The sequence below is a fragment of the Paraburkholderia sabiae genome (assembly GCF_030412785.1).
GTDB lineage: Bacteria > Pseudomonadota > Gammaproteobacteria > Burkholderiales > Burkholderiaceae > Paraburkholderia > Paraburkholderia sabiae.
The window spans coordinates 3,363,812-3,375,827 of sequence record NZ_CP125295.1; the positions used below are offsets into that span (position 1 = coordinate 3,363,812).

Below are 12,016 nucleotides of genomic sequence, written 5' to 3' on the forward strand. Positions count from 1 at the left end.
GGACCGTCATGAACAGCCGTAACGTTCCCTTTTCCAGTACCGTCGTCGATTCGATCCTGTTTCGCGACGCGTTTGGCACCGCAAAAATGCGCGCGATCTTTTCGGATCACGCGCTGATTCAGCGCTATATCGATGTCGAAGTCGCGCTAGCGAAAGCCGAAGCACACGTCGGCGTGATTCCCGCCGATGCCGCCGAAACCATCGCACGCGAATCGCAGATCGATCGCGTCGACTTCGATCATATGCGCGAGGAGACGGATATCGTCGGCTATCCGATCCTGCCGCTCGTGCGTCAGCTCGTCGCTATGTGCGGCGATGCAGGGCGCTACGTGCATTGGGGCGCGACGACGCAGGACATCATGGATACGGCCGTCGCACTTCAGGTGCGCGACGCGCTCGATTCGATCGATGCCGACATCCGCGAATTGCGCGGCATTCTCGTCGATCTCGCGAAGAAGCATCGCGATACACCGATGGCAGGCCGCACGCATTTGCAGCAAGCCTTGCCCGTTACGTTCGGTTATAAGGCGGCGATCTGGCTCGCGATGTTCGACCGTCATCAGCAGCGCCTTAGCGAATTGCGCCAGCGCGTGGCCGTCGTCGAGTTCGCGGGTGCAGCGGGCACGCTCGCGTCGCTCGGCGACAAGGGCTTCGACGTGCAGCGTGCGCTCGCCGCCGAGCTGCGACTCGGCGTGCCCGCGACGACATGGCACGTCGCGCGTGACGGATTCGCGGAAGCCGTCAATCTGCTCGCGCTCGTCACCGGCTCGCTCGGCAAGATTGCGACCGACATCATGATCATGGCGTCGAACGAATTCGGCGAAGTGTACGAACCGTTCGTCAAAGGACGCGGCGCGAGCAGCACGATGCCGCAAAAGCGCAATCCGATTTCGAGCGAACTCATGCTCGCCGCAGCCAAAGCGGTGCGCCAGCAAGCAGGGTTGATGATCGACGCGATGATCCAGGACTTCGAGCGCGCGACGGGACCGTGGCACGCCGAATGGATCGCGATACCCGAGAGTTTCATTCTGACGTCGGGCGCGCTGCATCAGGCGAAGTTCGCGCTCGGCGGACTGATCGTCGATACAGAACGGATGAAACACAACCTCGGCATCAGCAAGGGACTCATCGTTGCCGAAGCCGTGATGATGCAGATGGCGCCATATACAGGACGTCAGCAGGCGCACGACATCGTGTACGATGCGTGCCGGACGGTCAACGAACACGGCGGCACGCTCGCCGAAGCGCTCGCCGCACTGCCCGAGGTGACGAAGCACTTCGATCGCGCGGCAATCGACCGTATGACCGATCCCGCCAACTACCTTGGACTTGCGCCGCAGATGGTGGATCGCGCGGTCGCATTGTCGAGCGAGATCTGAAAGCTCGGGCGTGCCGTCCGACGCCCAGGCTTCATTCACCGCCAGATCGCAGATTGCGGTCCGTCACATACCTCAATACTCGCGACAATATTTCGTAAGGACTCTGACGCCGAGCCTTCACACGTCGATGCTTTAATCAGTTCGCTTGTCTCGACTCAATGCCGCGTAGCCGGCCGAATCGTCAGCGACATCCATGACGTGATGCGTTCGATTGCCCCATGCCAGGGCAACGCGGTGATTCCCGCAATACGAATCCCCCCACAGGAGCCGTATATGAAATGGCGTCAGATAGCACTCAGTTCAATCGCAATGGCCGCATTCGCGTCATCCGTCGCATGGAGCGCGGGAGACGAAGACGGGCATGACAAGAACAATCACCACGACGAAGTCCACACCGCTACGCCAATCAAACATCTGGTCGTGATCTATGGCGAGAACATTTCGTTCGACCACTACTTCGCGACCTACCCGCATGCAACCAATCCGCGCGGCGAGCCGTCATTCAGGGCTTCGCCGGGCACGCCCGACGTCAACGGGCTCTCGGGAGCGCTGCTGAACAACAATCCGAATGCGACCAATACGGCGAACGGCGCGGCGGCGTCGAACCCGTTCCGACTCGACCGTACGCAGGCCGCGACCGCCGACCAGAATCACGCGTACACGGCAGAGCAGCAAGCCTATGACAATGGCGCAGCCGATCTCTTCCCGAAGTACACGGGTAAAGGGTCGACGGGCGGCGCGGGCGCGTTCGGCACGGCTGGCCAGGTGATGGGCTATTTCGACGGCAACACAGTCACGGCGCTGTGGAACTACGCGCAGCGGTTCGCGATGAGCGACAACGCGTACACGTCGACATACGGACCGTCGACGCCGGGCGCACTCGAAGTCGTCTCGGGACAGACGAACGGCATGAAGGTTGTGCTGACGACGAAGCAACCTTCGGTGGCGGGTTCGTATTACGTCAACGACGGCCAGGGCGGATTCACGATGATCAACGACGTCGATCCCGCCAACGACCTGTGTTCGAGCGCGACCGACACGGCCTTGATGACCGGCAAGAACATCGGCGATCTGCTGAATGCCCGCAATATTTCGTGGGGCGGCTTCATGGGCGGATTCAACCTGGCGACGAAGAATAGCAACGGCACGACGGGGTGTCAGCGCAGCACGCTATCGAACGTCGTGAACTCGGCCACCGCCGACTACATCCCGCATCACAACTGGTTCCAGTATTACGCGTCCACATCGAATCCGAAGCATCTGCGCCCGAGCTCGATCGCCGCGATCGGACACAGCACGCAACGCGATGGCCGCACGCCGGATCCCGCCAACCATCAGTACGATACCGACGACTTTTTCAACGCAGTCAAGGCAGGCAATTTCCCGGCAGTGAACTTTCTTAAAGCGCCCGCTTATCAGGACGGCCATGCCGGCTATTCGGACCCGCTCGACGAGCAGGCCTTTGTGACGAAGGTGCTCAACTTCCTGCAGCAGCAGAAGGAATGGGAATCGACCGCCGTGATCGTCGCCTGGGATGACTCCGATGGCTGGTACGACCATGCGTACACGATGCCGACGAGCGCATCGTACGACTCCGTTGCCGACCAGCTGAACGGCTCGGGCATCTGCGGAACGGGCGCGGCAATGGACGGCGTGAGCGGTAAGCCCGTGAACGGCCGTTGCGGTCCCGGCACGCGCACGCCGTTTATCGTGATTTCGCCGTGGGCAAAGGAAAATTTCGTCGACCATACGCTGATCGATCAGTCGTCGGTGGTGCGCTTTATCGAAGACAACTGGCTCGACGGGCGACGTATCGGCGGCGGCTCGTTCGACGCCAAAGCAGGCAGCATCATGGGCATGTTCGACTTCAATCGCCGGGGCGAGAGCCGCTATCCGCGCAAGCTGTTCCTCAATCCGGAGACGGGCGTGTCGGTTGAAACGCCGCCGAGATCGTGATGCGGCGAGCATAAGGCACACGGCAAGCGCGCTTCTCTCCTGGACCGAAGAAGAAGCCCGCTTGCATCCGTAAGATACGGGTTTATACTTAACCCCGTCTCCTCCGTATCTTCCTGATATGGATTTCGCCCGCCACAGTGCGGGCTTTTTCATGGATGGCGCAACCGCAGATCATCCGCGGTTACGGCCATTCTTTGGTATTACTCGGTCCCGTTTGCCCAACCGGCAATGTCAACTTCTGATTCCATCGCAGCAAAACATTCGTGGTGGGGCGTGATGGCGCTTGCGCTGTCAGCCTTCATCTTCAACACCACGGAGTTCGTTCCCGTCGCATTGCTCAGTTCGATCGGCGACAGTCTCGGCATGCAGCCGACCGATGTCGGCGTGATGCTGACCATCTATGCCTGGGCCGTCGCACTCGTATCGCTGCCATTGACGATCCTCACGCGTCATATCGAGCGTCGCAAACTGCTCACGTGGGTGCTGCTGCTTTTCGTCGGTTGCCATATCGTGACGGGCATCGCATGGAATTTCTCCGTGCTCGTCATCGGACGATTGGGCATTGCCTGCGCGCACGCGATCTTCTGGTCGATATCCGTCTCGCTGGTCGTCAGACTCGCGCCTCCCGACAAGAAGAGCCGCGCGCTCGGACTGCTTGCAACGGGGACGTCGCTGGCGATGGTGGCGGGCATCCCGATCGGACGGATGATCGGAGAAGCGTTGGGCTGGCGCATGACGTTCCAGGTGATTGCCGTCGCGGCCGTTGCCGTCCTTCTGTTGCTGCGCGCCACGCTGCCGCAGCTTCCAAGCGAACAGGCCGGCTCGCTGCGCAGTCTGCCCGTTCTGCTCAGAAATCCGACGCTGATGTGCCTCTATCTCGTCACGCTGCTGGTGGTCTCGGCGCATTTCACCGCGTACACCTACGTCGAACCGTTTATCCAGCACGTCAATCACGCGAGCAACAGCCGCATCACCTTCATCCTGACGTTGTTCGGCGCGGCCGGGATTCCCGCCGCTCTCTGCTTCAACCGGCTCTATCCGGATCAACCTGACCGCTTCATGCAAGGCGCCGTGATCACGATCGCTGCATGTCTGCTGATACTTTTCCCGTGCTCGTTGAGCATCGTGACGTTGTCCGTGCATTCCTTCGTATGGGGAGGCGCGATTATCTGCTTCGGCCTCGGCATGCAGGCGTGGGTATTACGACTCGCGCCCAATGCAACCGATCTCGCCGTTTCGATATTTTCCGGGCTGTACAACGTGGCGATCGGTGCGGGTGCGCTGTTCGGCAATCATGTTGCCAGGGACTATGGGATAGCGTGGATCGGAACGTTCGGCGGGATGATCGCCGGTTTGGGTGCTGCGGCGTGCTGGTTTGCGTTTCGTGCGCGTACATCGCGAGAGGCTTAGTCCCAGGCAACGACGACGCTTCATGCCGATTCGGGAGTCCGGTCCACAACCGGACTCCCTACCGGACTCCCTACCGGCCTTAGCCGCGGAACAGATGCGAAGCGTGTGTCACGGCGCCGCCTGCGCGGATGGCCGCAGCCACGAGCGCAGCTTCGGACAGTTGCGCTTCATCGGCGCCCGCATCGCGCGCCGCTTTTGTGTGCAGTTCGATGCAGTACGGGCACTGCGTCGTCAACGCGACCGCGACGGCAATCAGCTGCTTCTGCTGTACGCTCAATGCGCCTTCCGCAAAGACCGCTTTGTCAAATGCCCAGAAGGTTTTCATCGCTTCCGGTGCGTTTTCGTCCAGCTTCTTGAGTCGGCTAAGATGCTTCATATCGAACATGGGTTTCTCCTGTAATCAATGGCCTGCATGCTTATAGTAGAGAGACGCCCGTTCCATTTGGTCTCGATTTGGTTCGAATTCATCCATGACTAGTCGCGCGATTTTCGAGCTTCCCGTCCTCGAACGCTTCCTTGCCGCAATGGACATCGGCGTGGCGAATTTCACCCTCTGCGATATCCGTGACGGATGGAGTGCCCGCTTCGACGCCTGTGCAACGGCGAGCCTTCACTACTGCATGGAAGGCAGCGGCGCACTCGTGACGCAAAGCGGCGAACGCATTGCACTCAGCTCGCACAGTTTCGTTCTATTGCCGCCTGGCATCGCCTACGCGATCGAAAGCGGGCATCCATTGCCCGGCAGCGAAACGAACCACGGGCGTCTGACCGACTGGCCTTCACGAGAAACGGTGCCGACCATCCAGACGGGTGAAGGCGTCGCCGGCGTCGCCACGGCATGCGGTGAATTGAAACTCGACACGAATCACGGCACGGATCCGTTCGGCTCGACACGTCGACCGCTGATCGCACAGTTCGACGGGCGCTCGAGTTTGAAGAATCAGTTCGTCTTGCTGCTGGCGGAATCCGCGCGGCCTGGGCTCGGCTCGCGAGCACTGATAGAGGCACTGCTCAAGCAGTGTTTGATCATGGTGATGCGGCAACAGATCGACGCTGGGGGCGCAGAACTTCCGTGGGCAACCGGCTTTGCCGACAAGCGGCTCGCAGGCGCGCTCGAAGCAATCTTTGAACGCCCGGCATCGCCGTGGACTGTAGAGCGCCTGGCCGATATCGCAGGGATGAGCCGGTCGGCCTTTGCCGCCCAGTTCATGAAAGCGTTCGGGCAACCGCCGATGAGCATGTTGAAGCTCGTTCGGCTACGAAAAGCAGCCGAATTGCTGGCGACGACCACGCTGCCAGTAGCAGGGGTCGCGAGGATGGTCGGGTTCTCGAGTCGAAGCAACTTCTCACAGGCTTTCCATGCGATGCACGGCATGGACCCGACTGCGTTCAGGCGTCGGCCGGACGCGGTGAACCAGGAGCGTTGGCGGACAGCGCACGGGTTGCCGCGCCGGAAAGCTTAAGAGTTTTATAAGGGATCGGCCGTTATGCTTGTCTCACTGCTTCGGCACACCGTCCACGCAGGTGGTTGATTAGCGGGCATCGACGGTACGTCTGTGCTCCGATCGCTCGCCCCAACTACCTCTTCGAGGGCCCGGAAATATTGCCGGGCCCTTTTTTTTGCATCGCGACGATACGTCGTCGTTGATTGAATGCAGCGCGCATCCATCCTGTGCCATAATAGGAATAGTTCTCATTTACCAGCTTAATTTCCGCTTACCGTTTCGTGCGGAAGATCGCGAATGTCGGCAGATAACCTTTCCTTGCGCCTTGAGGTCGAAGACCTCTACGTCGCCCATCACGGCTGGCTTCACACGTGGCTGCGGCGCAAGCTGGGTTGCGCGCATCGTGCCGCCGATCTTGCGCATGACACGTTCATGCGTCTGCTCGCGCGCGACGAGCCGCTTGAACTGCTGGAGCCGCGCGCGTTCCTGACGACCGTCGCGCAACGCGTCCTCGCGAATCACTGGCGCCGCGAGCAGATCGAGCGCGCGTATCTCGAAGCGCTCGCGCTCGTGCCGGAATCACTGGCGCCGTCGCCTGAAGAGCGCGCGATACTGCTCGAAACGTTGTGTGAAATCGACGCCCTGCTCGACGGTCTGCCCGTGCCAGTCAAACGCGCATTTCTGATGTCGCAACTCGACGGCGCAACGCACGCGGAAATCGCCGCCGCGCTGCACATTTCCATCGCGACCGTGAAGCGCCATCTGCTCAAGGCAGCAGGTCAGTGCTTCTTCGCGATGCAACTGGATTGAAGCGATGAACGTCGGTACGCCACACGGCATCGAACCCACGGTCGCGCGACGCGCGGTCGAATGGTGGCTCGATCTGCAGTCCGGCACAGTGACGGAGTCGCAGCGACGCGCATTCGAACAATGGCGCGTGCAGCATGTCGATCACGACCGCGCGTGGCAGCACATTCAGTCTGTCAGCCAGCGCTTTCAGACGCTCAACGAAGGTCCAGGAACGGGCGCGGCGCGCGCTGCATTGATGCGTCCGCATTCGCGTGCACGGCGCGCCGGCGTCAAGGCGCTGATGCTGCTTTTCTTTGCGGGCGGCACGGCGTGGGTTGCGCGCGATCAGATCGCGTGGCGCGGCTGGAGCGCCGATTTGCGTACAGGTACGGGCGAACAGCGCGATGTCAGGCTCACTGACGGTACGCGGCTCACGCTCAATACCGCGAGTGCAGTCGATATCCGTTTCTCGCAGACGGAGCGGCGCATCGTTCTGCTCCGCGGCGAAATCATGATCGTCACCGGACACGACGACGGCCCCACTCCGCGCCCGTTCGTCGCGCAGACTGCGGAAGGCATCTCGATCCCGCTCGGCACACGCTTTTCGCTCAGACAGGAAAGCGCGACGACACGGCTCGACGTGTACGAAGGCGCCGTCAAAGCCGGGCCGACCCAGGCGCCAGCCGAATTCAAGGTCGTGCGCGCGGGAGAGCGGATGCGCTTCACGGCGACGCAGACCATGCCGATCGAGCCGATCACCGCCGACGCAGCCGCGTGGACACAAGGGATGCTGGTTGCGAGCAACATGCGCCTTGCCGATTTTCTATCGGAACTCGGGCGCTATCGCGACGGCTATCTGCGCTGCGATCCGTCGATCGCCGATTTCCGTCTTTCGGGCACCTACCCGCTCGCAGACACGGACCGCGTACTCGGCGCGCTAGCGAGTTCGCTGCCCGTCCGAGTGGAGTACGTCACACGCTACTGGGTCACGGTGAAGCCAGCGCATTCGTAACTTGACGAGCCGTTCGCCAAAAAATATTTGCAGGTTTTGAGCTGTTTTCGATTCTCGCGGGACAAGGCAGATGAGAACACCAGATCATCTACCTCCTCGAGCTTCGTAAAACATGGGATTTTCTACAGGAACCCGCAACAGGCATGTCATCGGCCTCGCTGCGGCTGCGATCTTTGCGTCGGCTGCATCGCCCGCAGTCCGCGCCGCCGATGCCACTCAAACGACGCAATCCATCACACGCAAGACGTTCGACGTCGCTGCCGGCCCGCTCGAAAGTGCGCTCAATCAGTTCGGCCAGCAAGCGCGGATCATGTTGTCGTACCCGAGTGCGCTCACCGCGAACCGTCACAGCGCGGGTCTGCGCGGCGAATACGATACGCAGCAGGGCCTGACGCAACTGCTGCGCGGCACGGGCGTATCGGCTGTCGAGCAGACGAACGGCAGCTACACGCTCGTCGAAGATGCGAGCAATGTCGAACTGGACGACAGCACGGTGCTGCCCGTCATGAAGGTCAGCTCGACGGGCATCAGTGCGGGCAGCTACAGGCCGCCGCCCGAAGCGAACGTGACGCGCTCCGACATCCCCGTCATCGACACGCCGCAAGCCATCAACGTCGTACCCGCGCAAGTGCTGCACGATCAGCGCCCACGCAACCTCGACGATGCACTGGCGAACGTCAGCGGCATCGTCCAGGGCAACACGCTCGCGGGCACTCAGGACACGCTGCTCAAGCGCGGCTTTGGCGGCAATCGTGACGGCTCGATCATGCACAACGGCATGCCGCTCGTGCAGGGCCGCGGCCTCAACGCGGCCGCCGACAGCGTCGAAGTGCTCAAAGGGCCGGCGTCCCTGCTCTACGGCATCATGGATCCCGGCGGCGTCGTGAACGTGGTCAGCAAGCAGCCGCTGCTCACGCCTTATCATGCCGTCTCGGTGCTCGGTTCGACGTATGGCCACGGCCGCAATGGCGGCGGCGGCACGGTCGATCTGACGGGTCCAATCGGCGATTCGGGTCTCGCGTACCGCCTCATCGTCGACCACACCAACGAACAGTATTGGCGCAACTTCGGCGAGCATCGCGAAACCCTCGTTGCGCCGTCGCTTGCTTGGTACGGACGCGATACGCAGATCGTGCTGTCGTACGAGTACAGAAAGTTTCTTTATCCGTTCGATCGCGGCACCGCGCTCGATCCGAAGACAAATGAACCTCTGGCGATTCCCGCGCGCGAACGCCTCGACGAACCGTTCAACGAAATGGACGGTGAATCGCATCTCGCGCAACTGACTGTCGATCACCAGATCAACGCGGACTGGAAGGCGCATTTCGGCTACAGCTACAACCGCGAAACCTACGACGCCGGACAATTGCGCGTGCAGGGCGTCAACAGCACGACGGGCGTGCTTTCGCGCAGCAACGACGCCACTCACGGCGCGCTCAGCACGGACAGCTATGCGATCGCGTATGTCGATGGGCATTTCAACGTTGCCGGCTTGCGCAACGATCTGCAGATCGGCGTCGACGACGAGTACCGGCGCATCTATCGCAAGGACCTGTTGCGGCAGGCGACGAAATACACGTTCAACTATCTGCACCCTGTGTATGGGCTTGAAAGTCCATCCACGACCGTCTCCGCGAGCGACAGCGATCAGACCGACACGCTGCATGACTCATCGCTATTCCTTCAGGACAGCCTGCATCTGACCGACAAGTGGATACTCGTCGGCGGCGCGCGCTTTATGTCGTATAACCAGGTCGCGGGACGCGGCCGTCCGTTCCAGATCAACACCGACCTGAACGGCACCAAATGGCTGCCGCGTGCGGGCATCGTCTACAAGTGGACGGAGAACTTCTCGCTCTATGGCAGCTATACGCAATCGCTGAAACCCACTTCGACGATTGCGCCGCTCAGCTCGGGCGTCGTGATCAATTCGTCTGTGCTGCCTGAAGAGGCGACATCGTGGGAAGTCGGCGCGAAAGTCGCGATGCCCGCAGGGCTGACAGGCACGCTCGCGCTCTTCAACATCGATAAATCGAACGTGCTGGTTTCGCAATACAACGACACGACCAAGCAGACCGACTGGCGCACTTCCGGCAAGGCGCGCTCGCGTGGCGTCGAACTGGATGTCGCGGGACAGATTGGACAGCACTGGAGCGTCATTGCCAGCTATGCGTATATCGACGCCAAAACGACGGAAGACCCGCTCTATGCCGGCAACCGGTTGTGGAACGTCGCGCAGCATACGGCGTCGCTTGCTGCTGTCTATGACTTCGGCGCGATCTTTGGCGGAGACCAGTTGCGCGTCGGCGCGGGTGCGCATTACGTGGGCGAGCGTCCGGGTGATTCCGCGAACAGCTTCACGCTGCCCGCCTACACCGTCGCCGATGCATTCGCGACGTACAACACGAAGTGGGGCGGACGCAATCTATCGTTTCAGTTGAACGTCAAGAACCTCTTCAACAAAACCTATTACCCGTCGAGCGCCAACCGCTATTTCGTTGCAGTCGGCGATGCGCGGCAAGTGTCGCTCCTCTCCACGCTCGAATTCTGACGCGCGAGGAACCTGTGATGAAACGTAGAACTGCGCTTCTCTCCGCGCTCGGCCTGGCAGCCGCATCCATCATGCCGCGTATGGCTCGCGCCAAGGCAGACGATGCGCGCAACAAGATCGTCATGGTCGTTCAACTCAACGGCCCCAACATCGCCGTCGACGAGCGGATTGCTGCACATCTCAACGCACGAGGCTATTCGGTTCAACTCGTCGACCAGAACTTTCGGCCGGATCTCGCGCGCGACGCCAGTCTGATCATCATCTCGTCGACGGTTTCGTCCAAGGATGTGCTTCCTGGATGGCGCGCACTACCTGTGCCGCTCGTCACATGGGAAAACGATCTGCTCGACGATCTCGCGATGAGCGGCAAGCGCCACGACGTCGATTTCGGCGAGACAGATAAAGAACGTTATCTGTGGATGGTGAATGCGCCTCACCCTGTTTCAGCGGGCCTGCCGGCCGGAACAATCAACGTGTACGGAAAACAGGCTGCAATGAGTTGGGGCAAGCCAGGACTCGGCGCGTCAATCATCGCAACCGTGTATGGTCAGCCCGACAAGGCAGCGATTTTCACGTACGAAACAGGGGCAACAATGGACTACGAAACGCTCGCCCCCGCAAGACGTGTGATGTTCTTCATGAGCAACGACTCGTTTGCGAATCTCTCTTCGGCAGGTCAGCGGCTCTTCGACGCTGCGATCGACTGGGCTATCGCGCGCTAAACGATCCGCTGAGTGAGTGCCAGCAGCACTCACTTGCGCGGACGTTGCACCATCAGTGGTGCTCGAACAGCTTGCTGTTTGTTGCGGCCTTCGCCGGCGATCCGGACTGCGAGAAGTTCAACGGCATGGTTCCGTATTCGCTCGAGGATTGCCGTCCCGCCGCGGACGCATTCTGATCATATTGCGGATAGTGCACCTTCGATTGATGCAGCGTTCCGTCCTTCTCCGCCTGTGCGACCTGCGCCTTGACTTCATCGCGGGTCGTTCCATTCGAATCGACCTTGGCGTAAGAGATCATCGGCATCGTGAGCGCAGCAACGATCAGTGAAATAGTGAATGAAGTTTTCATCGAACTCTCCAATGGTGAGCAATAAGTGGACACGTAGATATCTGCGATCGAATTGAAACGATGCAGCTGCACTTTCAGATTAGGTCGGTCAACTTAAAGAATCCTTATCTGCTGGAATCAGCTAGTGGCTGAACGACAGGATCAATTGTCCCGATACGACGATAACCGCACGCTGGCGATGTAATTACGATTCCGTTATCTAACGGACTTGCCATTCGCACAGATCTTTTCCGCGACTTTTAAGCATCACATAAGGAAAGGAAGAATGAGTCTCCCGCGAAGACAACGTGCAAATCCTGTGTTTCCCTAAGCATTCGATAAGGTGCATCCCCTCATGATTCGCCACGAATATCCAGCGTTTTTTTGGATCGTGTCGAACAACTCGTTATGAGGAAAAGGGGTG

Annotated in this window: 10 protein-coding genes; 8 read left to right on the plus strand and 2 right to left on the minus strand. The window is 60.3% G+C overall.

The window, feature by feature from the left end:
- The first annotated feature begins 8 nt into the window (after positions 1-8).
- The 3 genes from pcaB to QEN71_RS15120 all read left to right on the plus strand — a co-directional run bounded on the left by pcaB (position 9) and on the right by QEN71_RS15120 (position 4,745).
- Positions 9-1,379, plus strand: a complete 1,371-nt coding sequence (gene pcaB, locus QEN71_RS15110) for a 3-carboxy-cis,cis-muconate cycloisomerase (protein ID WP_201651223.1) — start codon at positions 9-11, stop codon at positions 1,377-1,379.
- Between the two features lie 273 nt (positions 1,380-1,652).
- Positions 1,653-3,335, plus strand: coding sequence for a phospholipase C (locus QEN71_RS15115; protein WP_201651224.1), 1,683 nt, complete (start codon positions 1,653-1,655; stop codon positions 3,333-3,335).
- Positions 3,336-3,563: 228 nt separating this feature from the next.
- The gene (locus tag QEN71_RS15120; protein ID WP_201651225.1) at positions 3,564-4,745 is read left to right on the plus strand and encodes a sugar transporter; all 1,182 of its coding nucleotides are present in this window, start codon (positions 3,564-3,566) and stop codon (positions 4,743-4,745) included.
- Between the two features lie 79 nt (positions 4,746-4,824).
- On the opposite strand, the gene QEN71_RS15125 is transcribed toward QEN71_RS15120, so the two are convergent.
- Positions 4,825-5,130: a carboxymuconolactone decarboxylase family protein gene (locus QEN71_RS15125; RefSeq protein ID WP_201651226.1), complete on the minus strand. Its 306-nt coding sequence runs from the start codon at positions 5,128-5,130 to the stop codon at positions 4,825-4,827.
- Positions 5,131-5,269: 139 nt separating this feature from the next.
- On the opposite strand from QEN71_RS15125, the gene QEN71_RS15130 reads away from it, so the two are divergent.
- The 5 genes from QEN71_RS15130 (at position 5,270) to QEN71_RS15150 (ending at position 11,264) form a co-directional block, all read left to right on the plus strand.
- Positions 5,270-6,208 (plus strand): helix-turn-helix domain-containing protein, encoded by a 939-nt coding sequence (locus tag QEN71_RS15130; RefSeq protein WP_233471836.1) that lies wholly within the window; start codon positions 5,270-5,272, stop codon positions 6,206-6,208.
- 279 nt (positions 6,209-6,487) lie between these two features.
- Positions 6,488-7,000 carry a sigma-70 family RNA polymerase sigma factor gene (locus QEN71_RS15135; protein WP_201651228.1) on the plus strand — a complete coding sequence of 171 codons (513 nt, stop codon included), beginning with the start codon at positions 6,488-6,490 and terminating at the stop codon, positions 6,998-7,000.
- Between the two features lie 4 nt (positions 7,001-7,004).
- On the plus strand, positions 7,005-7,991 hold the full coding sequence (locus QEN71_RS15140; protein WP_201651229.1) for a FecR domain-containing protein: 987 nt from the start codon (positions 7,005-7,007) through the stop codon (positions 7,989-7,991).
- Between the two features lie 112 nt (positions 7,992-8,103).
- Complete coding sequence (locus tag QEN71_RS15145; RefSeq protein WP_233471829.1) at positions 8,104-10,542, plus strand: TonB-dependent siderophore receptor; 2,439 nt, start codon at positions 8,104-8,106, stop codon at positions 10,540-10,542.
- Positions 10,543-10,613: 71 nt separating this feature from the next.
- A complete protein-coding gene (locus tag QEN71_RS15150) occupies positions 10,614-11,264 on the plus strand; it encodes a hypothetical protein (RefSeq protein WP_223957136.1) in 651 nt (216 codons plus the stop codon).
- A 52-nt stretch (positions 11,265-11,316) separates the two neighbouring features.
- On the opposite strand, the gene QEN71_RS15155 is transcribed toward QEN71_RS15150, so the two are convergent.
- Positions 11,317-11,613 carry a DUF4148 domain-containing protein gene (locus QEN71_RS15155; RefSeq protein ID WP_201651259.1) on the minus strand — a complete coding sequence of 99 codons (297 nt, stop codon included), beginning with the start codon at positions 11,611-11,613 and terminating at the stop codon, positions 11,317-11,319.
- Between the last annotated feature and the right edge of the window lie 403 nt (positions 11,614-12,016).